The following is a 21,201-nucleotide window of genomic DNA, read 5'->3' on the forward strand; positions in this document are numbered from 1 at the left end:
GAGTACCCCGCCTTCGCCCAGCGGCGCGGCTGGGAAGGCACCGTGCTGCTGCGCGTGCATGTGCTCGCCAGCGGCCTGCCGAGCGAGGTCCAGGTGCAGAAAACCAGCGGCCGCGAACTGCTCGACGAGGCCGCGGTACGCGCGGTCAAGCGCTGGACCTTCGTGCCGGCCAAGCAGGGCGAGGTCGCCCGCGACGGCTGGGTCAGCGTGCCCATCGATTTCAAATTGAACTGATCAGAGGATGACTCCATGGACCTGTTAACCAACCCCTTCGCCTCCATCGAGCACCTGGTGATCTGGCTGCTCATCGGCTTCTCCGTCGTCACCTGGGGCCTGGCCCTGGTCAAGGGCATCCAGTTCGCCCGCCTGAAGCGCCGCGACCGCCAGTTCCAGAAGCGCTTCTGGAGCGCCACCAGCCTGGACAGTGCCGCCGAGCAACTGCAGCAGCACGCCGGTGCCGCCGCCCACGTGGCCCACGCCGGCTTCGCCGCGATCCAGGTGCAGGGCGGCCAGCCCGGCGACCTGAGCCAGGCGATCAACCACCAGGACCGCCTGGAACGCGCCCTGCGCCAGCAGATCCAGCGCGAACGGCGTTCCCTGGAATCGGGCCTGGCGGTGCTCGCCTCGATCGGCTCCACCTCGCCCTTCATCGGCCTGTTCGGCACCGTCTGGGGCATCATGGAAGCCTTGAAGGGCATCAGCGCGGCCGGCTCGGCCAGCCTGGAAACCGTGGCCGGGCCGATCGGCGCGGCACTGGTCGCCACCGGCGTGGGGATCGCCGTCGCGGTGCCGGCGGTGCTGGTTTACAACTACTTCCTGCGCAGCCTGAAGCTCACCGCCGCCGACCTCGACGACTTCGCCCACGACTTCTACCTGCTGGCGCAGAAGAGCGCCTTCAAGCTGCTCGTCAACCCGGCCCCGGCGCGCGCCGCCGGCGCCGTGAAGGAGGCCTCCTGACATGGCCTTCTCCACCCAGGACAACGACGAAGTCCTTTCCGAAATCAACGTCACCCCGCTGGTGGACGTGATGCTGGTGCTGCTGGTGGTGTTCATCGTCACCGCGCCGCTGCTGACCAACGCCATTCCGATCAACCTGCCGAAGACCGAGGCCGTGGCCCCGCCCGAGCAGAAGGACCCGCTGGTGGTGAGCATCGACGGCGCCGGCAAGCTGTTCATCAACAAGGACGAGATCCAGCCCGACCTGCTGCAGACCAGCCTGGAAGCCGCCAAGGCCAAGGACCCGGAGCTCCGCGTGCAACTGCAGGCCGACGACCAGGTGGACTACGGCGCCGTGGCCCGCGCCATGGCCTCCATCGAGCGGGCGGGGATCACCAAGCTCGCGGTGATTACCGCGCGCTGACGGGCATGTAGGTTGGTCTGAGCTACGCGAAGCCCAACGAGCGAATCCGACACCGCGCAATGTTGGGCCTCGCTGTGCTCGGACCAACCTACGGTGTTACCGCGCTGACAGGCTTGGCTGTTTTGTAGGTTGGTCTGAGCTACGCGAAGCCCAACGAAGGCATCCGACACCGCGCGATGTTGGGCCTCGCTGTGCTCGGACCAACCTACGGTGTTACCGCGCTGACAGGTTTGGCTGATTTGTAGGTTGGGCTGAGCTACGCGAAGCCCAACGAAGGCATCCGACACCGCGCGATGTTGGGCCTCGCTGTGCTCGGACCAACCTACGGTGCTACCGCGCTGACAGGCTTTGGTCGCCTCTCTTCAGGCAGGGGGGAGGCGGCCTTTTTAATTCCTTTCGAGAGTGCGCCGCACCTGCGCGGCGTGCTCGCGGAGCCTGGCGTGACTACGGGGCACGTGTCGCGACTTCAGGGTTGGCCCGGACTGCGTGAGCAGCTCCGGGCTCTTTTTTGTCCGCACGGCGGCCCCCGGATATCCAGCAGGTCAGCACCCTGGGCGAGCCCAGCCTGAAGGTGCAGCTATCGATGGCTTATAAGCTAATAATGCATAAGCAAATAAATTCTTATTCCTTAACAGACATATGACCAACGCCTAGACTGGCCAACATCGAATTTCAGCAAGGAGGGCTCGCCATGCGCAGCCAGGCCATTCGCTACCTGATCCTGCCGGGATGGCAGGGCTCCCCCGACGAGCATTGGCAAAGCCATTGGCAGCGCACGCTGCCCAATGCCAGCCGGGTCGAGCAGGCCGACTGGAGCAACCCGGACCGCGTGTCCTGGGTGGAGGCGCTGGAGCGCGCCATCGATGCCGAACGTACTCCGGTGATCCTCATCGCCCACAGCCTGGGCTGCGTGACAGTCGCCCACTGGGCTGCCCAGTCCGATCCGGATGTGCTGCGCCGCGTACGTGGTGCGCTGCTGGTGGCCCCGGCGGATGTGCAGCGCCCCGGTTGCCCGGAGCCGCTCAAGGGTTTTGCGCCTATCCCGAAGGATCTGCTGCCGTTCCCGACGCTCCTGGTGGGCTCGGACAACGACCCTGCTGCCAGCCCCCAGCGGGCACTGGAAATGGCCCGTAACTGGGGGGCCGAAGCGGCCATCCTCACCGGTGCCGGGCATATCAACGTGAAGTCCGGTCACAACACCTGGGAGCAGGGCTTCGCCCATCTGTATCGCCTGCAGAGCCGTGTCGAAGAGCTTGCTCGCCGCCGCGCCTGAGAACCTGCTCAGGATCGGCTGCGCGTCGGAATAACTGCGTTGAAAACGGCTTCGGGCTTGCTCATTTACAGCTCGTAAACTCCGCGCCCTCAGCCGTTCTCGCCTTGTTCTTCTCTAGCTCGCTCGACCCTGAACAGGTTCAGTCTTTCTATTTTTGTTACGCCAGGGTCCGCTGCACCGCAGCCTGGGCCCGGCGGGAGATTTCGTCATGAGCAAGGAAAACCCCGGCCAGCCATTGCTGACCTTCGCCGACGCCGACCGCAGCCCCCTGAGTATCCGGGCACGTGCCCTGGTATTCGTCGACGCGCGCTCGCGCCAGCTGCGCGAAGAGGTCGACCAGCTCGCGCCCAGTGCGCTGCCGGTGCTGATCCAGGGCGAGACCGGTACCGGCAAGGAATTGCTGGCGCGTCAGATCCATCGTTCCAGCGACCGACCCGGCCTGTTCGTGGCGGTGAGTTGCAGCGCCATCAGCAAGACCTACGCCGAGGCCGAGTTGTTCGGCCACGCCGCCGGTGCCCACAACGGCTCGGCCAGCAGCCGCGCCGGCTGGTTCGGTTCGGCCAACGGCGGGACGCTCTACCTGGATGAAATCGGCGACCTGCCGCTACCCCTGCAGGGCAAGCTGCTGGCGGCCCTGGAAAGCCGCGAGGTGGTTCGAGTTGGAGCCCAGCAACCGACACCGGTGGATGTGCGCCTGGTGGCTGCCACCAGCATCGACCTGGCAAAGGCGGTGAACGCCGGCAAGTTCAACGCGCGGCTCTACCAATACCTGGACGAGGGGCGGGTGGAACTGCCGCCGCTGCGTGAGCGCCCGGATGACATCCTGCCCCTGGCCGAATATTTCCTCGGCATCTACGCCCAGCGCCTGGACCTGCCGTTGCCCTTGATCGGCCCGGCAGCCCAGGCCGCGCTGGAGGCTTATCCCTGGCCGGGCAACACCCGCGAACTGGAGAACAGCGTGCACTTCGCCCTGCTGGTCAGCGAGGGCGACGAGATCCAGCCGCAGCACCTCAACCTGCCGCCCTTGCCGGGCTATGCCCAGCTCGCCGTGCAGTTGCGCCGGCTCGCGGCCAATGACGCCGAGCGCGATCACCTGCGGCAGCTGTTCGCCGAAGTATTGGCAGGTTAGTGAGGCTTCACGGGGCCGTCATTCGAGGCCTTGGTAGCCACCGTTGGTGGATGTGAAGGGCGACATCCACCCTACCCATGGGTCGAGCCCTGCGTAGGGTGGACCACGCTTCATCGGTCCACCATTCGGCGTTTCAGAGGGCACCGTTGGTGGATGTGAAGAGCGACATCCACCCTACACATGGATCGAGCCCTGCGTAGGGTGGACCACGCTTCACCGGTCCACCTTTCGGAGTCTCAGCGGGCGCTATTCGTGCAGGTAGTAGAGCTTGTTGATGATGGTCCAGCGGCCACCGAGCTTCAGCAGTGACAGGTAGTCGGTGAAGCGCAGGTCGGCGTAATCGTCGACCACCTTCACGGCGGCGGAGTCACCGGTGATATCCAGCGCCAGGATTTCCCAGACGGGAGCCGCACCCTCCGCCAGCACCGGTCCGGCATCGCGGATGGAGCCAGCGAAGTCATTCACGGAGAGCCATTCGAGGTCGCCCTGGAAGTGGCCGATGATGCGGCAGTCCGGGTGGAAGGCGCTGCGCAGGCGATTCTCATCGGCGAAGACCATGCCGTCGACATAGTCGCGCACGACCTGCCGGATAGCGTCCCGATCAGTCTCATAGCTAGTCATTTCATGCGCTCCCAGGGTATCGGCGAGTCAGCCAAATCGAATGCTAGCTCCGCCCACACAGAGCGAACGATTCGTTGTGAATAAGGCTGCGGCGGCAGTGTCCGTTTCGCTATTCGCCGCAGCCGATGCACCGGGCCGGAACTAGTCCCGGTGCGCGCGGCGCACCCTACGGGTGGAGCTGTCCGGTGGCTTTCAGGTGGTCCTTCACCGACCGCAGGCGCGGCAGCGGCAGGCAGACGAGGATGGTCAGGGCCAGCACGCCAACGCCCATCAGTGGCAGGTTGGCCAGGCCCATGTTGGTGCTCAGCCACAGTCCGCCGACGAAGGCGCCGCTGGCGTTGCCCAGGTTGAAGGCGGCGTGGCTGAGGGTGGCGGCGAGGCTCGCCGATTCGCCGGCCTGCTCCACCAGCAGCAATTGCAGCGGCGAGGAAATGGCGAAGCTGGCCACGCCCCAAAGGAACAGGCAGCCCAGGGCCAGGACCGGAATCTGTGCGAAGGCGTAGAGGCCCAGCAGGCACAGCACGCTGACGGTGAAGGCCAGCGGCAGCGAGTAGCGGAAGCCTTTGTCGGCCAGACGGCCACCCAGCAGATTGCCCACGGTGAGACCGATGCCGAACAGCAGCAGGGCGAAGTTGGCGTGTTCCGGCGTGAATCCGGATACGTCGCGCAGCAGCGGGCTGATGTAGGTGAACACACCGAACAGCGCCACCGACGACAGGCTGCAGACGAACAGTGCGTGCAGTACCGGGCGCCGCAGGATGCCGTCCCAGGCGCCAGCGGCATTGGCTTGCGGCTTCGGCGTGGCCGGCAGCCAGAGGGCCTGGGCGAGGAGGGTGAGGAAGCCGAGGCCCGCCACCACCATGAAGGTCACCCGCCAACTGGTGGCCTGGCCCAGCCAGGCGCCGGCCGGAACGCCGAGGACGTTGGCGATGGTCAGGCCACTGAGCACCAGGGCCATGGCCGAAGCACGGCGGTGCGGAGGGGCCAGTTCGGCGGCCAGCAGGGTGGCGCAGCCGAAGAAGCCGGCATGGCTGAAGGCGGTGAACATGCGCATGGCCATCAGCCATTCGTAGTTCGGCGCCAGGGCGCAGCCGAGATTACCCAGGGCATAGGCGCCCATCAGCCAGAGCAGTGCCTGGCGGCGCGGCAGGCGACCGAGCAACGGGCCCAGCAATGGCGCACCGATCACCACGCCCATGGCGTAGGCGCTGACCAGCAGGCCGGCGTCGGACAGGCTGACCTGGAGGTCTTTGGCCACTTCGGGCAGCAGGCCCATGATGATGAATTCGCTGCTGCCGACGACGAAGCCGCCGAGGGCGAGGGCCAGTAGCGGCAGGGAGAGGAGGGTGCTCGGGTTCATGCGGGTTCCGGTGGCGGGGCTTTTTGCGAGGGGCGCGGATTCTACGCGCATTTCCTTGCAGGGGGCTTACCGAGTGGCAGCCGGAGGGGATAGACACTGTGGGGGCGAATGCATTCGCTATGCAGACCGCAGGTCTGCCCCTGGGATTTCCAGGGGGCAGCTGTGCTGCCCTTTGCGAATGAATTCGCCCCCACAGGGAACGGCAAGGAACCGCCGCTGGAACGATCAGCCGTTGATGAACTTGCTCAGGAACTGCTTGGTGCGCTCTTCCTTCGGCGCACTGAACAGCGCCTTGGCATCGCCCTGTTCGACGATCACGCCCTTGTCGATGAAGATCGCGCGGTTGGCCACGTCGCGGGCGAAGCTCATTTCGTGGGTGACGATCACCATGGTGCGATTCTCTTCGGCCAGGCCGCGAATGGTGGCGAGCACTTCGCCCACCAGCTCCGGGTCGAGTGCCGAGGTGGGCTCATCGAAGAGGATCACGTCGGGCTCCATGGCTAGGGCGCGGGCGATGGCTACGCGTTGTTGCTGACCGCCGGAGAGACGCTTGGGATAGGCGTCTTCCTTGCCCGCCAGACCGACCTTGGCCAACAGCTTGCGTGCCTTCTCGACGGCGCGCTCGCGGGGTTCCTTCTTCACCACCACCGGGCCTTCGATGACGTTCTCCAAGGCGGTGCGGTGGGGGAAGAGGTTGAAGTTCTGGAACACGAAACCGACGTGCTGGCGCAGCTTGCGGATCAGCCCTTGCTGTTGCTTCAGCGGCTTGCTCGCGTCGATCTCGATCTCGCCTACGCGGATGAGCCCGCCGCTGGGCACTTCCAGCAGGTTGAGGCAGCGCAGCAGGGTGGTCTTGCCCGAGCCGCTGGGGCCGATGATGGCGACCACTTCGCCCGGCTCGATGGTCAGGTCGATGCCTTTGAGCACCTCCTGGCCCTTGAAGGATTTGGTCAGGTTACGGACGGTGATCATCAGCTGTCCTGCTCATGCTGGTTGACCCGCGCCTCGAGGCGGCCCTGGAAGTGCGACAGCACGGTGGCCAACACCCAGTAGATCAGCGCGGCGGCCAGGTACATGGTGAAGATTTCGAAGGTGCGCGCGGTAATCAGCTGCGCCTGGCGGAACAGTTCAGGCACCTGGATGGTGGCGGCCAGGGCGGTGTCCTTGACCAGCGAGATGAAGCTGTTGCCCAGCGGCGGCAAAGCGGTGCGCGCGGCCTGCGGGAGGATGGCGCGAACCAGCGTCTGGGTGCGGCTCATGCCGATGCTGGCGGCGGCTTCCCATTGGCCCCGGTCGATGGAGGCGATGGCGGCGCGGAGGATTTCCGAGGTGTAGGCGGCCATGTTCAGCGAGAAGCCGATCAGCGCCGCGGGCAGCGGTTCGAGCTGGATGCCCAGCTGCGGCAAGCCGTAATAGATCATGAACAACTGCACCAGCAGCGGCGTGCCACGGAAGAAGGACACGTAGATCCGCGAAATCCACTGCAGGGCGGTGAAACCGTAGAGGCGCATCAGGGCGAGGACGAACCCCAGCAGCAGTCCGAAGAACATGCCGCCGAGGCTCAGTACTACCGTAAAAACCGCGCCCTTCAACAGGAAGGGCGCGGAATCCAGCGCAAGTTGAAGGCTTGCGTCGATCATTGGGTCACGTCAGCCTTGAACCATTTCTCGGAGAGTTTCTTCAGGGTGCCGTCGGCTTTCAGCTTGGCCAGCGCCTTGTCGATGGCGGCCAGCAGTTCCGGGTTGCCCTTGCGCAGGGCGATGCCGGCTTCCTGGCGGGAGAAGGGTTCGCCGGTCACGGCCAGCTTGCCACCGGTTTTCTCGACCATTTCGAAGGCGGCCAGGCGGTCTACCAGGATGGCGTCGATGCGGCCGACATTGAGGTCCTGGAACTTGGTGGGGTCATCGTCGTAGGTGCGGATGTCAGCCTGCGGGACGTTTTCCTTCAGCCACTGCTCGTAGTTGGTGCCCAGGCCCACGCCGACTTTCTTGCCGGCCAGGTCGGCGGCGGACTTGATGCCGCCCTCGGTGCCCTTGCGCACCAGCGCCTGGATGCCGGAAACGGTGTAGGGGGTGGAGAAGTCGTACTTCTTCTTGCGCTCGTCGGAGATGGTCACCTGGTTGATCACCACGTCCAGGCGCTTGGATTCCAGCGCCGCGAGGATGCCGTCCCACTTGGTCGGCTGGAACTCGGCCTTCACGCCCAGCTCCTTGGCCAGGGCCTCGGCCAGTTCCACTTCGAAGCCGGTCAGCTTGCCGCTCTCGTCCTGGTAGTTGAAGGGCGGGTAGGTGCCTTCCAGACCGACCTTGATGGCGCCTTTCTGCTGGATGTCCTGAAGCAGGTCGGCGGCGGAGCTGGTGCCGACGAAGCTGGCGCCGAGCACCAGGCTCAGGCTGCCGAGGATGAACTGGCGACGCAGGGTTGCAAATGTCATATGAGCCTCACGGGGCAGGGTGGCTAAAGGTGGGGCAACTCTAGGGATTTGGTTATATGCAATAAAATAATTAAAAATTATTTATTGCTTCAAATAATGCATAAAGCTTTTTCTGAATCTGTTCAGGGCCGGCGAGCTAGAGAAGAACAAGGCGAAAATGGCTGAGGAAGCGGAGTCTACGAGTTGTAAATGAGCATTCCGAAGCCATTTTCAACGCAGTTATTCCGACGCGCAGCTGACCATGAACAGATTCTAGGTACCCGCTGGATGATAGGCGAACAGTGCCGGGGAGCCACCGGTGTGCAGGAACAGCACCGGGCCATCACCTTCGAAAGCGCTCTTGGCGATGCCATCGAGCAGGCCGGCGAAGGCCTTGCCGGTGTACACCGGGTCAAGCAGCAGGCCTTCCAGGCTGGCGGCCTGGCGCACGGCGTCCAGGGTTCCGGCGTTCGGTTCGCCGTAGCGCGGGAAGAAATATTCGTCCCACAGTTCCACCTTGAGCCCGGCCGGTACCGGCACGCCGAGCAGGTCGGCGGTGCGCTGCAGCAGGCCTTCCACTTTCGGGCGCTGGGTGGCGTCCGGGCGCGAGACGGTGACGCCGACCACGCGCGTGCCGGGCAGGGCGTATTCCAGCGCCAGGGCGAGGCCGGCGTGGGTACCGGCGCTGCCGGAAGCCAGGACCACGGCGGAGAAGTGCTCACCGCTGGCCTTGATCTGCTCGGCCAGTTCCAGGCCGGCGCGCACATAACCCAGAGCCCCCAGGGCGTTGGAACCGCCGATGGGCACCAGGTAGGGCTTCTTGCCGGCGGCGCGCAGGCGTTCGGCCGCAGCGGCCAGCAATTCGTCAGCGTTGTCCAGATTGGCGACCAGCTCGCACTCGGTGCCGAACAGGTCCAGCAACAGGCGGTTGCCGTTCTCCAGGTAGTTGCGGTCGGCGGTGCTGATGGGGTTTTCCAGCAAGGCGACGCAGCCAAGACCCAAGCGCGCGGCGAGGGCGGCCGTCTGGCGCACGTGGTTGGACTGGATGGCGCCGGCGGTGACCAGGGTATCCGCGCCCTGGGCCAGGGCCTCGGCGGCGAGGAACTCCAGCTTGCGCACCTTGTTGCCGCCCAGGGCGAAGGGGGTGAGGTCGTCGCGCTTCACATAGACGTCGCGGCCGAGCTTCTGCGACAGGTGTGCGAGCTTCTCCAGCGGCGTGGGTGAGGGAACCAGTTCCAGGCGGGAAAAGCGGGCGAGGGCGGCGTTGAGCATGACAGCGGCTCACTGGGCAGTTGCGAAGCCTGCCACTCTAGTGAGCCGGCGCTTTGCAGGCAATTCGCAGACGCGACATGAAAGTACCGGTCAGTCAGGGCGGAGACGGCATCGGGCGGACTGTTCTCATATTCATAATGGAATATAAAAATAATAAAACGATATTTGTTAGTTATAAAAAATCTTCGTAGTGTCGGCCTCAACCCGGCGCACCCAGACCGGGCATCCCAACACTTGCTCGCGGCTGAAGATCCAGCCGGAGCCGCAGAATCGAAAGGATCATCATGAAGAAGACCCTGCTGTTGACCGCTCTGGCTGCCGCCCTGTCCGTCACCTTCGCCCAGGCTGGCGAAAAGCTCGTAGTAGCCGCCACCCCGGTACCGCACGCCGAAATCCTCGAGCTGATCAAACCTCAGCTGGCGAAGGAAGGCGTGGACCTGGAAGTGAAGGTCTTCACCGACTACGTGCAACCCAACGTGCAGGTGGACCAGAAGCGCCTGGACGCCAACTACTTCCAGACCAAGCCCTACCTGGACAACTTCAACAGCGGCAAAGGCACCCACCTGGTGATCGTCAAGGGTGTGCACGTCGAGCCCTTCGGCGGCTACTCCAGCAAGTACAAATCCCTGAAGGAACTGCCGGACGGCGCCACCATCGCCCTCCCCAACGAAGGCAGCAACAGCGGTCGTGCCCTGATCCTGCTGCAGAAAGCCGGCGTGATTAAGCTGAAGGATCCGAAGAACGCCCTGGCCACGCCGAAGGACATCGCCGAGAACCCGCACAACTTCAAGTTCAAGGAACTGGAATCGGCCCTGCTGCCGCGCGTGCTGGACCAGGTCGACCTGGCCCTGATCAACACCAACTACGCGCTGGAAGCCAAGCTGAACCCGACCAAGGACGCGCTGGTGCTGGAAGACCGCACCTCGCCCTACGTGAACTACCTGGTAGCCCGTCCGGACAACAAGGACAGCGACGCCATCAAGAAACTCTCCGCTGCGCTGACCAGCCCGGAAGTGAAAGCCTTCATCGAGCAGAAGTACGCCGGCGCGGTCGTGCCGGCGTTCTGATCACCTGCTAGCCACGGTGGCGGGAGCATGACCCGCCCCTCCTCACGCCGACGAGTCTCGACTATCGTCGGCGTTCTTTTTTCTGCTGCACTTGCAGGGACGATTCCTTGTGGGGGCGAATTCATTCGCTAAGGACCGCGCAGCGGTCCCCGACCAGGCAGGGCAGTCCTGCGGACTGCATCGCGAATGAATTCGCCCCCACAGAGACAAATGCCCGCCTGCCTTTCCGGAGTTCCCATGCCCACCCCCAAACCCGGCCTTTCCACCCGTTCCGTCCACACTGGCAACGACGTCGACCGCAGGATGGTCACCCGGCCCAAGAGCCTGCCCATCTACGAATCCTCGGTGTTCGTCTACGACTCGCTGGAGCAGGTGGACGACTTCCTCGCCGGCAACCCCGACAACTACATGTACACGCGCATCGCCAACCCCAACCAGGCAGCGGTGGAAGAACTGGTGTGCCAGCTGGAAGGTGGTGAAGCAGCGCTGTTCTCCGCGTCCGGCATGGCCTCGGTGAGTGCGGCGTTGCTGGGCCGGTTGAATGCTGGCGACCACCTGATCGCCAGCCGCGAGTTGTACGGCACCACCCAGAGCCTGATCGAGAAGGAGCTGGCGCGTTTTGGCATCACCGCCACCCTGGTGGAAATCAACGACCTGGCGGCGGTGGAAGCAGCCATCACCCCAGCGACGAAGCTCATCTACACCGAAACCGCGTCCAACCCGCTGGTGCGGGTCAGCGATGTACCGACACTGGCGACGCTCGCCAAGGCCCATGGCCTGAAGCTGCTGGTGGACAACACCTTCCTCTCGCCGGCGCTCTACAACCCGCTGGCCGCAGGGGCCGACCTGGTGCTGCACAGCACCACCAAGTACCTCAACGGCCATAGCGACGCCACCGGCGGCATCCTGGTCGGCGATGCTGAATGGATCGCCCAGGCGCGGCGCTTCCAGATCAACGCCGGTGGTAGCGCCAGCCCCTTCGAGGCCTGGCTGACCTTCCGTGGTGCCAAGACCCTGGCCCTGCGCATGAAGGCCCACTCGGCGAACGCCCAGGCCCTGGCCGAAGCCCTGGAAGCCCACCCGAAAGTGGCCCAGGTGTTCTATCCGGGCCTGCCTTCTCACCCGGACCACGCGCTGGCCCAGCGGCTGTTCCCCAAGGGCGCCTCGGGGATGCTCAGCTTCACCCTGCACGGCGGCTTGGCTGAAGTGGACGCGCTGATCCGTGCCCTGAAGAACACCGCTTTCGCACCGTCGCTCGCGGGTGTCGCCAGCAGCATCACCCACCCCGGCAAGACGTCCCACCGCGCCCTGTCGCCGGAAGCCCTGGCCGAGCTGGATATCCATGACGGCACCATCCGTGTATCGGTGGGCATTGAGGACGCGGTCGATATCGTTCAGGACTTCGTGCAGGCGTTGGATAGCCTCTGAGGCGCCGTAGCGTCAGGCGACCTCGACTCTTGTAGGGGCGAATTCATTCGCCAAGGACAGCGCAGCTGTCCCATCGGACCTTTGCAGGGCAGCCCTTCGGCCTGCTTGGCGAATGAATTCGCCCCTACACAAACTCGCTCGGACGAGCTTCTATCCTTATTCGTTATCGGTATTTCACTCTCCGTTCTTATGCCAGCTATTCTCTCGCCACAACTTGTTATAACAAGTCAGGATCACGAGCGAACAACGACATGGCCGAACTGCTTCCCCTCTCCCCGGTACCGCTCTACAGCCAGCTCAAGGAGCTGCTGCGCGGGCGCATTCTCGACGGCACTTACCCACCTCACAGCCGCATGCCCTCGGAAAGCGAGCTGGGCAAGGCCTTCGGCGTCAGCCGCATCACCGTGCGCCAGGCGCTGGGCGACCTGCAGAAGGAAGGGCTGATCTTCAAGATCCACGGCAAGGGCACTTTCGTCGCCAAGCCCAAGGCGTTCCAGAACGTCAGCACCCTGCAGGGCCTGGCCGAGTCCATGACCCAGATGGGCTACGAGGTGCTTAACCGCCTGCGCAGCTTCAAGCACGTGCCCGCAAGTGCCTTGGTGGCCGCGCGTCTGCAGGTGGAGGAAGGCAGCCCGGTGACCGAGATCCGCCGCGTGCGCCTGATCAACCGTGAGCCGGTGTCCCTGGAAATCACCTGGTTGCCGAAGGCGGTGGGCGAGAAGCTGGAGAAGGCCGACCTCGCCACCCGCGACATCTTCCTCATCCTCGAAAACGACTGCGGCATTCCCCTCGGCCATGCCGATCTGGCCATCGATGCAGTGCTCGCCGACGGCGACCTGACCCAGGCGCTGGAAGTGGAAGAAGGCTCGCCGATCATGCGCATCGAGCGCCTGACCCACGCTGCCGACGGCACGCCGCTGGACTTCGAACACCTTTACTACCGCGGCGATGCCTTCCAGTACCGCCTGCGCATCGACCGTCAGAAGGGGCCCCAGGCATGAGCACCCGAGAACAGGAATACGACATCGTCGTCATCGGCGGTGGCACCGCCGGCCCCATGGCCGCCATCAAGGCCAAGGAAAAGGACCGCGAGCTGCGCGTGCTGTTGCTGGACAAGGCCAACGTCAAGCGCAGTGGCGCCATCAGCATGGGCATGGATGGCCTGAACAACGCCATCATCCCCGGCCACGCGACGCCCGAGCAGTACACCAAGGAAATCACCATCGCCAACGACGGCATCGTCAACCAGGCGACCGTGCATGCCTACGCGACCCACAGCTTCGAAACCATCGAGCAGCTCGACCGCTGGGGCGTGAAGTTCGAGAAGGACGAGACCGGCGACTACGCGGTGAAGAAGGTCCACCACATGGGCGCCTACGTGCTGCCGATGCCCGAGGGCCACGACATCAAGAAAGTGCTCTACCGCCAGCTCAAGCGCGCGCGGGTGGAGATCAGCAACCGCATCGTCTGCACCCGCCTGCTGCTGGATGGCGAGGGCGCGGCGAGCGGGGTGATGGGCTTCGACTGCCGCAGCGGCGAGTTCCGGGTGATCCGCGCCAAGGCGGTGATCCTTGCCTGCGGCGCCGCGGGTCGCCTCGGCCTGCCGTCTTCCGGCTACCTGATGGGCACCTACGAGAACCCGACCAATGCCGGCGACGGCTACGCCATGGCCTATCACGCCGGGGCGGAGCTTTCGAACCTGGAGTGCTTCCAGATCAACCCGTTGATCAAGGACTACAACGGCCCGGCCTGCGCCTACGTCACCGGCCCCCTGGGCGGCTACACCGCCAACAGCAAGGGCGAGCGCTTCATCGAGTGCGACTACTGGAGCGGCCAGATGATGTGGGAGTTCCACCAGGAACTCGAAGGTGGCAACGGCCCGGTGTTCCTCAAGCTCGATCACCTGGCCGAAGAAACCATCCAGACGATCGAGGAAATCCTACACAGCAACGAGCGCCCGAGCCGTGGCCAGTTCCACGCCAACCGGGGTACCGACTACCGCTCGCAAATGGTCGAGATGCACATCTCCGAGATCGGCTTCTGCTCTGGCCATTCGGCCTCGGGCGTGTGGGTCAACGAGAAGGCCGAGACCACGGTGAAAGGACTGTACGCCGCGGGCGACATGGCTGCCGTGCCGCACAACTACATGCTCGGCGCCTTCACCTACGGCTGGTTCGCCGGGATCAACGCGGCGGACTACGTGGCCGGTCGCGACTTCGCCGAAGTCGATGCCGAGCAGGTGGCGCTTGAGCGGGCGCGGGTGTTCGCGCCGCTGGAGCGTGAGCACGGCCTGCCGCCGGCCCAGGTGGAATACAAGCTGCGGCGCATGGTGAACGACTACCTGCAGCCGCCCAAGGTGACCAAGAAAATGGAGATCGGCCTTACGCGCTTCGCCGAGATCGAGCGGGACCTGGCGCAGATGAAGGCCAGCAATCCCCACGAGCTGATGCGCGCGATGGAAGTGGCGGTGATCCGCGACTGCGCCGAAATGGCCGCCCGCGCCTCGCTATTCCGCGCCGAAAGCCGCTGGGGCCTGTACCACCACCGCGTGGACTTCCCCGAGCGCAACGACGCCGAGTGGTTCTGCCACTGCCACCTGAAGAAGGGCGAGGACGGCCGCATGACCAGCTTCAAGAAAGCCGTGGAGCCGTACCTCATCCCGCTGGATGCCGAAGAGCAGCAGGCCTATGACCGCCTGCGGGTGAAGACCGAAGCCGCAGCGTAGCAGGATGGTTTCGTAGGTTGGGTAGAGCGGAGCGAAACCCAACATGGAGCGCAACGCGCTCCCGGTTTCGTCCGGTGGCCGGTTCTTCGAACCGGTTGTTGGGCTTCGCTTCGCTCTGCACCAACCTACGAGAGTTGCTGCTACAACGCATAACGAGAGCCCCAGGCTCCAAGGAAATCGTGAAATGGCCCATCAACCTCAGGAAATCTTCTTCCGCAGCAGCGCGCCGGTGACCATCGACGAAGACAAGTGCATCGCCGAAAAGGGCTGCACCGTTTGCGTCGAGGTCTGCCCGATGGACCTCCTGGCCATCAACCCGGCCACCCAGAAGGCCTACATGGCCTTCGACGAATGCTGGTACTGCATGCCCTGCGAGAAGGACTGCCCGACCGGCGCGGTGAAGGTGGAAATTCCCTACCTCTTGCGCTGACCGAGTGTCCCTGTAGGAGCCAGCTTGCTGGCGAACAACGGACCTGCAGGCAAGAGCTTCGCCAGCAAGCTGGCTCCTACCGAAAACCACAAAGCAAATGCCATCCGGCCCACCCCCGGACGCCTCACCCGAAAGCCCCTCGTTTCCCACCACCCGACCACGTGGCGGAGACGATTCCAACACTCATGATTCGAGGGGAAAAACCCATGCGTCTTCGTGCAACCGTTGCCGGCCTCGCGCTGGCCATCTCCAGCCTGTCCGCCTCCGCGGAAACCATCCGTATCGCCATCGGCACCCAGGACACCACCATCAACTGCGCCACCGGCGGCCTGCTCATTCGCGAGCTGGGCCTGCTGGAGAAGTACCTGCCCCATGACGGCAAGTACAAGGGCGCCGACTACCAGGTGGAGTGGAAGAACTTCACCAGCGGCGCGCCGCTGACCAACGAGATGGTCGCCGGCAAACTGGACTTCGGCGCCATGGCCGACTTCCCCGGCTCCTTCAACGGCGTCGCCCACCTGGATGCCGGCAAGCAGAGCCTGTTCATCAGCGTGCTCTCGGGCAGCACCCGGGGCAGCGGCAACGGCATCGTCGTGCCGGCCTCGTCATCCGTGCAGTCCCTGGCCGAGCTCAAGGGCAAGACCATTTCCGTGCCCTTCGCCTCCACCGCCCACGGCATGTTGCTGCGCGCCGTCGCCGCCCAGGGCTGGGACCCGGAGAAGGATGTGCGGATCATCGCCCAGCCGCCGGAGATCGCCGGCTCGGCCCTGCGCAGCAACCGCATCGAAGCCCACGCTGACTTCGTGCCCTTCGCCGAGCTGTTCCCCAGCCGTGGCTTCGCCCGCAAGATCTACGACGGCTCCCAGGCCGAGGCGCCCACCTTCCACGGAGCGCTGGTGGACGCGGCCTATGCGAAGAAATACCCGGAGATCGTCACCGCCTACCTGCGCGCCAGCCTGGAGGCTGATCGCCTGTTCGCCGAATCGCCTGAGAAATACAGCGAGCTGATCGAGAAGGTCACTGGCATCGAGGCCGAGGTGAACTACCTGTTCCACGGTCCCCTTGGCCTGCAGACCCGCGACCTCACCTGGAAGCCCGAATACCGCAAGGCGGTCGCCACTTCCATCGACACCCTGAAGCTGCTGAAGAAGACCGACCGTGGCCTGGATACCGCCAAGTTCATCGACGACCAGTACATCCGCGCGGCGTTCAAGGCGGCGGGCCAGGACTACGACAAGGCGCTGAAAAACTACGCGCCGCTGCCGCTCAAGGCCAACGACGCAGCCACCGGCAAGCCGATCACCGACTTCAAGCGCCTGGCGCAGATCTGGGTGCGCGGTGAAGACAAGGTGCGCCACTACGCCTCGCCGGAAGCAGCGCTGACCGCGCTGGCGCAGCTGGAACAGGAGGGCAAGGACATCCGCGCCATCTACGCCCAGGCCACCGACAGCGGCATCAAGCTGCTGGCCAACCAGGCCTGGTTCGTGCGCAACGACAAGGGTGAGCTGAGTGCCTTCCTGCTCAAGTCCCAGGCCGAGCAGTACGCCCAGCAACATGGCGGCACGGCGCTCGATTTCGTGAGTGCCAATCAGAAGCAGGCCGTCGCCAGCCGTTGATTGCCTTGCCCTCTCCCCCGGCCCCTCTCCCTGAAGGGAGAGGGGAGTCGCTCCCTCGCCCCTTGGGGGAGAGGGCTGGGGAGAGGGGGTTGCAGCAGGAGAAAACCGATGACCAACCTCTACCGCTGGCCCCTGCGCCTCGCTTCATTGGCCGCCTGCCTGCTGTTCTGGCAACTGGCCGCCAACGCGCGCCTGGACCTCGGGCTGTTCACCTTCACCTACGTGCCGACGCCCGCCGCCGTGCTCGACGCGGCCTGGCAGTTGGCGCACTCCAGCAAGCTGCTGCCACACCTGGCCAGCAGCCTGTCGCGGGTGTTCGCCGGCTACCTCGCCGCGGCCCTGCTGGGCGTGTTGCTGGGGCTGCTCATCGGCCGCTCGAAATGGGCCGAGGACAGCCTCTTGCCGCCGCTGGAAGTGCTGCGGCCGATTCCCGCGGTGGCCTGGATTCCCCTGGCCATCCTGATGTTCCCCTCGTCCGAGCTGTCGATGGTGTTCATCACCTTCACCGGCGCGCTGTTCCCGATCCTGCTCAACACCGTGCACGGCGTGGAAGCAGTGGACCCGCGCCTGATCGCCTCGGCGCGCAGCCTGGGTGCCGGGCGACTGGCGATCCTCCGTGAAGTGATCCTGCCCGGCGCGGCGCCGAGCATCGTCACCGGCCTTGCCATCGGCATGGGTACATCGTGGTTCTGCCTGGTCACCGCCGAGATGATCTCCGGGCAGTTCGGCATCGGTTACTACACCTGGGAGTCCTACGTGGTGCAGAACTACGCCGACATCGTCGTCGGCATGCTGTTGATCGGCCTGCTCGGCATGGGCAGCAGTGCACTGGTGAAGCGCCTGGGCGCACTCGCTACGCCCTGGTACCACGCGCGGAGGAACGCCTGATGAGCAGCTTCGAACGCGCAGTGGAACCCGGCCGTATCGAGGCCAGGGGTGTCTCCATCCGCTTGGGACAGGGCCGCGATGCCTTCGAGGCGGTGCAGTCCCTGGACTTCGCCATCGCACCGGGTGAATTCGTCTGCATCCTCGGTCCATCCGGCTGTGGCAAGTCCACCTTGCTCGGTGCCCTGGCAGGCCACCTCACGCCCAGCGCCGGCAGCCTGGAGGTGGATGGCCAGCCGGTCGCGGGACCCTCGCCCGCGCGCGGCATGGTGTTCCAGCACCACACGCTCCTGCCCTGGCGCAGCGTGCTCGACAACGTCGCCTTCGGTTTGAAGATGCAGGGCATCGGTAAGCTCGAACGCCAGCGTCGCGCCGCCGATTTCCTTGGCCTGGTCGGGCTCGGCGACTTCGCCGCACGCTGGCCCAGCCAGCTCTCCGGCGGCATGCAGCAGCGCGCCGAGATCGCCCGCGTGCTGATCAATCGTCCTCGGCTTCTGCTCATGGACGAACCCTTCGGCGCGCTGGACGCGCAGACCCGTTCGCGCATGCAGGAACTGCTGCTGGATATCTGGACGCGCATCCGCACCACCGTGGTGTTCGTCACCCACGACATCGACGAGGCACTGTTCCTCGCCGACCGCATCCTGGTGATGAGCCCGCGTCCCGGTCGCTTCATCGAAGACCTGCGCCTGGACTTTCCGCGTCCGCGCCGCGCCAGCCTGCTCACCAGCCCCGGCTTCACCCACCTCAAGCGTCATTGCCTGGAACTGCTGCGCCATGAAGAAGGCCGCGAGCTGCCACGCCTGACACCGCTGGGACTGCCCACCGATCACCCGCCATTGCGAGTCGCCCTATGACCCACCGTGAAACCGACAACCCTGACATCCTCGACCTGCTGCCACGCCTCGCCGCTGACGATGCCGGTGTGCGCCGCATCGCCCTGATCGAACTGGCCGACCTGGAAGACCCGGAAGGCTTGCCCTGGCTGACCGACGCGCTGGTGGTGGACCCGGCCGCCGAGGTGCGCGCCGAGGCCGCGCGCCTGCTGGAAGCCTGGGAAGAGCCGGAAGTCGTGCAGGCCCTGTGTGCCGCCCTGGCGGACGCCGCTGAACCCGTGCGCCTGGCCGCCGCGCAGAGCCTGAGCGAACTGAAAAGCCTGGAAGCGGGGCAACTGATCCTGCCCTGGGTGACCCACGCTGATGCCTTCGTCCGCAGTAGCGCCCTGCGTGCCCTGCGCGAACTGCGCCTGGAAGATGCAGCAGGTCCCGCGCTGCTGGCGCTGAGTGATAGCGAGGCTTCTGTCCGCCGCGAGGCGGTGGGCATCCTCGGCTGGCTCAAGCACGGCGAGGCATTGCCGGCGTTGGCGCGCCTGGCCAGCGACGATGCGGACACCGAAGTACGCCGCGCCGCCACTGGCGCCCTTGGCCTGGCGCGCGATGCCGGTGTGTTGCCGGCCCTGTATGCGGCCCTGCGCGATACCACCTGGCAGGTCCGCGAAGAAGCCGCCACCACCCTCGGCAAGGTCGGGTTGGCCGAAGCCGGTCCCGCATTGGTGAAGGCCCTGGAAGACGATTACTGGCAGGTCCGCCTGCGCGCCGCCCGTGCCCTGGGCCGCCTGCGTTATCGGCAAGCCTTGGCAGAGCTGGCAACCCTGCTCGGCCATGGCATCGCCAACCTGCGCAAGGAAGCGGCGCTGGCACTGGGTGAACTGGGCGACGCCGCCGGGCTACCTGCTCTGCGTGCCGCAGAAACCGATAGCGATCCGGAAGTACGCAAGGCTGTACGCATCGCCCTGGCGCAACTGCAGGGAGTCGCCTGATGGATGCCCCCAGCGCGCTGCGCAATTCCCGAAGCCAGGCGCGCCTGAGCCTGGAGTGGACCAACGGCGAGCTTCAGCAGATCAGCCACACCCGCCTGCGCGGTGCCTGCCCCTGCTCGCAATGCAAGGCAGCGCGGCTGCGCGGGGCGATCACGGTGGTGGACGAAGGGGTGATCCTGGAGCGCATCGCGCTACAGGGCTATGGCGTGCAGCTGGTGTTCAGCGATGGGCACGAGCGCGGGATTTATCCCTGGGAATACCTGCGGGAGTTGGGCGGCATGTAGGAGCGAGCTTGCTCGCGAAAGGTTGTGCACCCGGCCCGTAGGTTGTGGCAGAGCTACGCGAAGCCCAACACGCGGAGTCATGGTCAACCTCGTTGGGCTTCGCTGCGCTCTGCCCAACCTACAAGAGCCCCGTCCGCGCGGGGTCGATCCTGGCACTTTCCTGTAGCGAATTCATTCGCGAATAAATTCGCACGTTGCACGCCCAGCACATGCCGGCAGAAGGCGATGCAAACCAGGGCGAAGACGATGAGTCCGAGCCACTCCGCCGTATCACTGAATCCGGGGCCGACCAGGGCCAGCGGGGCATCCTTGCCGGATGTGCCGATCAGCCCGGCGAGCAGGATGCCCATCAGGCTCTCGCCGACGATCAACCCCGAGGCCAGCAGTACGCCACGGCGGCGGGTATCGACGAAGCGAAGGTCAGGCCGACCTTGAGGCCGAGGTAGACGTTGGAGGCGGTGAACACCAGGGTGATCAGCGCGCCCAGGACCAACCCGCGCAGGGTGAGTTCGGGTAGGTCGAGGTGGTCAGGGACGCGGTCCGTCATGTTGCTCTCCACGGGACACGCCAGCAGGGTCGCGCCGGCACGGGAAAGCCTAGACCACGGGGCGCAGCCCAATCAGAACGGTTTGTCGCCCAGGATGGTCGCGCGGTGCATCACGCGGCGCTGCGGCCGGTAATCGTCCACGGCGAAATGCTGGGTGATGCGGTTGTCCCAGAAGGCCACGTCGCCCACCTGCCAGCGCCAGCGAATGGTGAACTCCGGGCGGGTGGAATGAGCGAAGAGCAGGCGCAGCAGCGCATCGCTTTCCGCTGCCGAGAGTTCGTTGATGCGGGTGGTGAAGCCCTCGTTGACGAACAGTCCTTTGCGTCCGGTAACCGGGTGGGTGCGTACCACTGGATGGCTGCGCGGCGGGTGCTTGCGCTTGGCATCCTCCAGGCGCTCGTGCTCTTCGGCGGTGAGGCTGAAGCGTTCCTCGGGGAAGGAGCGGGACAGGTCGTGGGTCGCGGTCAGGCCTTCGAGCAATTGCTGGATGGGTTTGGACAGCGCGTCATAGGCCGCACTGCTACTGGCCCAGAGCGTATCGCCGCCATAGGGCGGGAGCTGCTTGGCGGCGAGCACCGCACCGAGTGCCGGGGTTTCAAGGAAGGTCACGTCGGTGTGCCAGAGGGCGTTGTCGCGCACATCGGTCACGGCGGTATCCAGGACCAGCACTTCCGGCTGATCGGGAATGTTCGGATAGATCGGGTGGATGTGCAGGTCGCCGAAGTTGCGGGCGAAGGCGGCCTGCTGCTGCGGGTTCAGCGGCTGGTCGCGGAAGAACAGCACCTGGTGGGTGAGCAGGGCGTGCTCCACCGCTTCACGCAGCGAGGCATCGAGCGGCTTGTTGAGGTCGAGGTCTTCGACCACAGCGCCGAGGGCGGGGGAGAGCGGGGTGATGTGCAGGGGCATGGCGGGTATCTCGATGTCTGGATGTGTTGGGCTTCGCTGCGCTCGCGGAACGCCGCCCGGCCCAAC

24 protein-coding genes are annotated in these 21,201 nt (G+C 65.2%); 15 read left to right on the plus strand and 9 right to left on the minus strand.

The features are described from left to right. The 5 genes from E8F06_RS00555 to E8F06_RS00575 all read left to right on the plus strand — a co-directional run. Positions 1 to 234 (plus strand): energy transducer TonB (locus tag E8F06_RS00555; RefSeq protein WP_280363143.1); only part of this gene is annotated, 234 nt, incomplete at its 5' end. A gap of 15 nt (positions 235 to 249) precedes the next feature. Continuing rightward, positions 250 to 957, plus strand: coding sequence for a MotA/TolQ/ExbB proton channel family protein (locus tag E8F06_RS00560; RefSeq protein WP_179059515.1), 708 nt, complete (start codon positions 250 to 252; stop codon positions 955 to 957). 1 nt (position 958) lies between these two features. Further along, entirely contained in the window at positions 959 to 1,360 is a 402-nt protein-coding gene (locus E8F06_RS00565; RefSeq protein WP_077521618.1) for a biopolymer transporter ExbD, read from the plus strand. 691 nt (positions 1,361 to 2,051) lie between these two features. Further along, positions 2,052 to 2,633 (plus strand): alpha/beta hydrolase, encoded by a 582-nt coding sequence (locus E8F06_RS00570; protein ID WP_280363145.1) that lies wholly within the window; start codon positions 2,052 to 2,054, stop codon positions 2,631 to 2,633. Between the two features lie 208 nt (positions 2,634 to 2,841). After that, entirely contained in the window at positions 2,842 to 3,762 is a 921-nt protein-coding gene (locus tag E8F06_RS00575) for a sigma-54-dependent transcriptional regulator (protein WP_280363147.1), read from the plus strand. Positions 3,763 to 4,008: 246 nt separating this feature from the next. Here the strand turns inward: E8F06_RS00575 and E8F06_RS00580 are convergent, their stop codons facing one another. The 6 genes from E8F06_RS00580 to E8F06_RS00605 all read right to left on the minus strand — a co-directional run bounded on the left by E8F06_RS00580 (position 4,009) and on the right by E8F06_RS00605 (position 9,428). Then, a complete protein-coding gene (locus E8F06_RS00580; protein ID WP_280363150.1) occupies positions 4,009 to 4,383 on the minus strand; it encodes a nuclear transport factor 2 family protein in 375 nt (124 codons plus the stop codon). Positions 4,384 to 4,549: 166 nt separating this feature from the next. Then, positions 4,550 to 5,743 carry an MFS transporter gene (locus tag E8F06_RS00585; RefSeq protein ID WP_280363151.1) on the minus strand — a complete coding sequence of 398 codons (1,194 nt, stop codon included), beginning with the start codon at positions 5,741 to 5,743 and terminating at the stop codon, positions 4,550 to 4,552. A 225-nt stretch (positions 5,744 to 5,968) separates the two neighbouring features. Next, complete coding sequence (gene tcyN / locus E8F06_RS00590; protein ID WP_280363154.1) at positions 5,969 to 6,715, minus strand: L-cystine ABC transporter ATP-binding protein TcyN; 747 nt, start codon at positions 6,713 to 6,715, stop codon at positions 5,969 to 5,971. Next, positions 6,715 to 7,383, minus strand: a complete 669-nt coding sequence (tcyL, locus tag E8F06_RS00595) for a cystine ABC transporter permease (RefSeq protein ID WP_069081501.1) — start codon at positions 7,381 to 7,383, stop codon at positions 6,715 to 6,717. The genes tcyN and tcyL overlap by 1 nt, the downstream gene beginning before the upstream one ends. Then, positions 7,380 to 8,177 (minus strand): cystine ABC transporter substrate-binding protein, encoded by a 798-nt coding sequence (gene tcyJ, locus E8F06_RS00600; protein WP_151131225.1) that lies wholly within the window; start codon positions 8,175 to 8,177, stop codon positions 7,380 to 7,382. Before tcyJ ends, tcyL begins: the two co-directional genes overlap by 4 nt. 252 nt (positions 8,178 to 8,429) lie before the next feature. Continuing rightward, positions 8,430 to 9,428 carry a D-cysteine desulfhydrase gene (locus tag E8F06_RS00605; RefSeq protein ID WP_280363157.1) on the minus strand — a complete coding sequence of 333 codons (999 nt, stop codon included), beginning with the start codon at positions 9,426 to 9,428 and terminating at the stop codon, positions 8,430 to 8,432. A 284-nt stretch (positions 9,429 to 9,712) separates the two neighbouring features. Between E8F06_RS00605 and E8F06_RS00610 the strand changes: the two genes are divergently transcribed. From E8F06_RS00610 to E8F06_RS00655, 10 genes are all read left to right on the plus strand, one after another. Continuing rightward, complete coding sequence (locus E8F06_RS00610; RefSeq protein ID WP_280363159.1) at positions 9,713 to 10,495, plus strand: MetQ/NlpA family ABC transporter substrate-binding protein; 783 nt, start codon at positions 9,713 to 9,715, stop codon at positions 10,493 to 10,495. 237 nt (positions 10,496 to 10,732) lie between these two features. After that, entirely contained in the window at positions 10,733 to 11,923 is a 1,191-nt protein-coding gene (locus tag E8F06_RS00615; protein ID WP_280363161.1) for a PLP-dependent aspartate aminotransferase family protein, read from the plus strand. A 251-nt stretch (positions 11,924 to 12,174) separates the two neighbouring features. Then, positions 12,175 to 12,924 (plus strand): GntR family transcriptional regulator, encoded by a 750-nt coding sequence (locus E8F06_RS00620; RefSeq protein ID WP_077521546.1) that lies wholly within the window; start codon positions 12,175 to 12,177, stop codon positions 12,922 to 12,924. Continuing rightward, positions 12,921 to 14,648, plus strand: coding sequence for a fumarate reductase/succinate dehydrogenase flavoprotein subunit (locus E8F06_RS00625; RefSeq protein WP_280363164.1), 1,728 nt, complete (start codon positions 12,921 to 12,923; stop codon positions 14,646 to 14,648). The genes E8F06_RS00620 and E8F06_RS00625 overlap by 4 nt, the downstream gene beginning before the upstream one ends. A gap of 184 nt (positions 14,649 to 14,832) precedes the next feature. Then, on the plus strand, positions 14,833 to 15,078 hold the full coding sequence (locus tag E8F06_RS00630; RefSeq protein ID WP_028629110.1) for a ferredoxin family protein: 246 nt from the start codon (positions 14,833 to 14,835) through the stop codon (positions 15,076 to 15,078). Between the two features lie 206 nt (positions 15,079 to 15,284). Next, positions 15,285 to 16,694 carry an ABC transporter substrate-binding protein gene (locus E8F06_RS00635; protein ID WP_280363166.1) on the plus strand — a complete coding sequence of 470 codons (1,410 nt, stop codon included), beginning with the start codon at positions 15,285 to 15,287 and terminating at the stop codon, positions 16,692 to 16,694. Positions 16,695 to 16,802: 108 nt separating this feature from the next. Further along, the gene (locus E8F06_RS00640; protein WP_077521540.1) at positions 16,803 to 17,582 is read left to right on the plus strand and encodes an ABC transporter permease; all 780 of its coding nucleotides are present in this window, start codon (positions 16,803 to 16,805) and stop codon (positions 17,580 to 17,582) included. Further along, complete coding sequence (locus E8F06_RS00645; protein WP_280363169.1) at positions 17,582 to 18,436, plus strand: ABC transporter ATP-binding protein; 855 nt, start codon at positions 17,582 to 17,584, stop codon at positions 18,434 to 18,436. Before E8F06_RS00640 ends, E8F06_RS00645 begins: the two co-directional genes overlap by 1 nt. After that, entirely contained in the window at positions 18,433 to 19,398 is a 966-nt protein-coding gene (locus E8F06_RS00650; protein WP_280363171.1) for a HEAT repeat domain-containing protein, read from the plus strand. Before E8F06_RS00645 ends, E8F06_RS00650 begins: the two co-directional genes overlap by 4 nt. Next, complete coding sequence (locus E8F06_RS00655; RefSeq protein WP_280363174.1) at positions 19,398 to 19,682, plus strand: gamma-butyrobetaine hydroxylase-like domain-containing protein; 285 nt, start codon at positions 19,398 to 19,400, stop codon at positions 19,680 to 19,682. Before E8F06_RS00650 ends, E8F06_RS00655 begins: the two co-directional genes overlap by 1 nt. Positions 19,683 to 19,765: 83 nt before the next feature. Here the strand turns inward: E8F06_RS00655 and E8F06_RS00660 are convergent, their stop codons facing one another. The 3 genes from E8F06_RS00660 to tauD all read right to left on the minus strand — a co-directional run bounded on the left by E8F06_RS00660 (position 19,766) and on the right by tauD (position 21,135). Then, positions 19,766 to 20,032: a hypothetical protein gene (locus E8F06_RS00660; protein ID WP_280363176.1), complete on the minus strand. Its 267-nt coding sequence runs from the start codon at positions 20,030 to 20,032 to the stop codon at positions 19,766 to 19,768. A 17-nt stretch (positions 20,033 to 20,049) separates the two neighbouring features. Beyond that, positions 20,050 to 20,229, minus strand: coding sequence for an OPT/YSL family transporter (locus E8F06_RS29325; protein ID WP_348532245.1), 180 nt, complete (start codon positions 20,227 to 20,229; stop codon positions 20,050 to 20,052). Between the two features lie 72 nt (positions 20,230 to 20,301). Then, the gene (gene tauD / locus E8F06_RS00665) at positions 20,302 to 21,135 is read right to left on the minus strand and encodes a taurine dioxygenase (protein WP_280363179.1); all 834 of its coding nucleotides are present in this window, start codon (positions 21,133 to 21,135) and stop codon (positions 20,302 to 20,304) included. Between the last annotated feature and the right edge of the window lie 66 nt (positions 21,136 to 21,201).

Source organism: Pseudomonas sp. BN411 (assembly GCF_029871235.1).
Classification (GTDB): Bacteria; Pseudomonadota; Gammaproteobacteria; order Pseudomonadales; family Pseudomonadaceae; genus Metapseudomonas.

Coding starts and splice junctions, on each gene's coding strand:
- E8F06_RS00560 (WP_179059515.1), top strand. CDS start 250: ATGGACCTGTTAACCAACCCCTTCGCCTCCATCGAGCACCTGGTGATC.
- E8F06_RS00565 (WP_077521618.1), top strand. CDS start 959: ATGGCCTTCTCCACCCAGGACAACGACGAAGTCCTTTCCGAAATCAAC.
- E8F06_RS00570 (WP_280363145.1), top strand. CDS start 2,052: ATGCGCAGCCAGGCCATTCGCTACCTGATCCTGCCGGGATGGCAGGGC.
- E8F06_RS00575 (WP_280363147.1), top strand. CDS start 2,842: ATGAGCAAGGAAAACCCCGGCCAGCCATTGCTGACCTTCGCCGACGCC.
- E8F06_RS00580 (WP_280363150.1), bottom strand. CDS start 4,383: ATGACTAGCTATGAGACTGATCGGGACGCTATCCGGCAGGTCGTGCGC.
- E8F06_RS00585 (WP_280363151.1), bottom strand. CDS start 5,743: ATGAACCCGAGCACCCTCCTCTCCCTGCCGCTACTGGCCCTCGCCCTC.
- tcyN (WP_280363154.1), bottom strand. CDS start 6,715: ATGATCACCGTCCGTAACCTGACCAAATCCTTCAAGGGCCAGGAGGTG.
- tcyL (WP_069081501.1), bottom strand. CDS start 7,383: ATGATCGACGCAAGCCTTCAACTTGCGCTGGATTCCGCGCCCTTCCTG.
- tcyJ (WP_151131225.1), bottom strand. CDS start 8,177: ATGACATTTGCAACCCTGCGTCGCCAGTTCATCCTCGGCAGCCTGAGC.
- E8F06_RS00605 (WP_280363157.1), bottom strand. CDS start 9,428: ATGCTCAACGCCGCCCTCGCCCGCTTTTCCCGCCTGGAACTGGTTCCC.
- E8F06_RS00610 (WP_280363159.1), top strand. CDS start 9,713: ATGAAGAAGACCCTGCTGTTGACCGCTCTGGCTGCCGCCCTGTCCGTC.
- E8F06_RS00615 (WP_280363161.1), top strand. CDS start 10,733: ATGCCCACCCCCAAACCCGGCCTTTCCACCCGTTCCGTCCACACTGGC.
- E8F06_RS00620 (WP_077521546.1), top strand. CDS start 12,175: ATGGCCGAACTGCTTCCCCTCTCCCCGGTACCGCTCTACAGCCAGCTC.
- E8F06_RS00625 (WP_280363164.1), top strand. CDS start 12,921: ATGAGCACCCGAGAACAGGAATACGACATCGTCGTCATCGGCGGTGGC.
- E8F06_RS00630 (WP_028629110.1), top strand. CDS start 14,833: ATGGCCCATCAACCTCAGGAAATCTTCTTCCGCAGCAGCGCGCCGGTG.
- E8F06_RS00635 (WP_280363166.1), top strand. CDS start 15,285: ATGCGTCTTCGTGCAACCGTTGCCGGCCTCGCGCTGGCCATCTCCAGC.
- E8F06_RS00640 (WP_077521540.1), top strand. CDS start 16,803: ATGACCAACCTCTACCGCTGGCCCCTGCGCCTCGCTTCATTGGCCGCC.
- E8F06_RS00645 (WP_280363169.1), top strand. CDS start 17,582: ATGAGCAGCTTCGAACGCGCAGTGGAACCCGGCCGTATCGAGGCCAGG.
- E8F06_RS00650 (WP_280363171.1), top strand. CDS start 18,433: ATGACCCACCGTGAAACCGACAACCCTGACATCCTCGACCTGCTGCCA.
- E8F06_RS00655 (WP_280363174.1), top strand. CDS start 19,398: ATGGATGCCCCCAGCGCGCTGCGCAATTCCCGAAGCCAGGCGCGCCTG.
- E8F06_RS00660 (WP_280363176.1), bottom strand. CDS start 20,032: ATGGGCATCCTGCTCGCCGGGCTGATCGGCACATCCGGCAAGGATGCC.
- E8F06_RS29325 (WP_348532245.1), bottom strand. CDS start 20,229: ATGACGGACCGCGTCCCTGACCACCTCGACCTACCCGAACTCACCCTG.
- tauD (WP_280363179.1), bottom strand. CDS start 21,135: ATGCCCCTGCACATCACCCCGCTCTCCCCCGCCCTCGGCGCTGTGGTC.